At 39.4% G+C, this 1,174-nt stretch carries 2 protein-coding genes; one reads left to right on the plus strand and one right to left on the minus strand.

Going from position 1 to position 1,174, the window contains the following annotated elements:
* Positions 1–854: ABC-F family ATP-binding cassette domain-containing protein (locus ACFSCZ_RS17945; RefSeq protein WP_380775930.1), on the minus strand; the 854-nt coding region annotated here is incomplete at its 3' end.
* A gap of 142 nt (positions 855–996) precedes the next feature.
* Between ACFSCZ_RS17945 and ACFSCZ_RS17950 the strand changes: the two genes are divergently transcribed.
* The coding region (locus ACFSCZ_RS17950; RefSeq protein ID WP_380775932.1) for a response regulator at positions 997–1,174 on the plus strand (178 nt) is incomplete at its 3' end.

Here is a 1,174-nt window from a genome sequence, read left to right on the forward strand (position 1 = left end):
CTGGATGTCGCCTGCTTGGATTTAGAAGCATTTGCACTGAATCTTGCAATAAACGCTTGAAGTTCTTTTATTTTTTCTTCTTTCTTTTTGTTTGCTTCTTGGGCCATTTTTTGGGCCAGCTGGCTGGATTCATACCAAAAATCATAGTTTCCGACATAAATTTGGATGTTGCTGAAGTCAAGGTCAGCGATGTGGGTACATACCTTATTGAGAAAATGCCGGTCGTGAGATACGACAATGACCGTATTCTCAAAGTTGATCAGGAATTCTTCAAGCCATTGAATAGCTTTAATATCCAAATGGTTAGTAGGCTCATCCAGAAGCAAAATATCGGGTTTGCCAAATAAAGCCTGGGCAAGAAGGACTTTTACTTTTTCTGAACCGGTTAAATCCGCCATCTTTTTTGTGTGAAGCTCTTCTTCTATTCCCAGCCCTTTTAACAAGATTGCTGCTTCCGATTCGGCTTCCCACCCGTTCAGTTCAGCAAATTCACCTTCAAGCTCTGCTGCGCGCATTCCATCTTCTTCCGTAAAATCGGCTTTCATATAAATGGCATCTTTTTCCTGCATTATCTCATACAGGCGGCTGTGTCCCATGATCACTACTTTCAGTACTTCGTCCTCTTCATATTGGAAATGATCCTGTTTAAGGACTGCCACTCTTTCATTGGGGGAAATGGTTACAGTTCCCGTCTGTGCCTCCATCTCCCCGGACAAAATTTTTAAAAATGTGGATTTGCCGGCACCGTTTGCACCAATTAATCCGTAACAGTTACCGGGTGTGAATTTAACATTTATATTTTCAAATAATTTACGATCTCCGAAACGAAGCCCAATATTATTTACAGTTATCAAAATGATCCAATCCTCCTCAAGAAATTCCTTCCTATTATATCACTTTCAATGAACGAAGGGATAGACCATCAACCTTCTTTTTCTGTCTCTGGTATTTTATAATATATATGAGAAGAAAGATTTTAATAAAAGAGGGTTGAGTGTGGATAAATCAGCGATATTAATTGTTGAAGATGAAGAAAAGATAGCCAGAGTCTTAGAGCTGGAGTTATCTTTTGAAGGATACGAAACAGGAAAAGCATTTACGGGTTTAGATGGATTAAAGATGTTTCGTGAACAGTCATGGGATTTGGTGCTTCTTGATATTATGCTGCCTGAGA

The organism is Siminovitchia sediminis (assembly GCF_042680885.1).
Lineage (GTDB): Bacteria > Bacillota > Bacilli > Bacillales > Bacillaceae_C > Siminovitchia > Siminovitchia sediminis.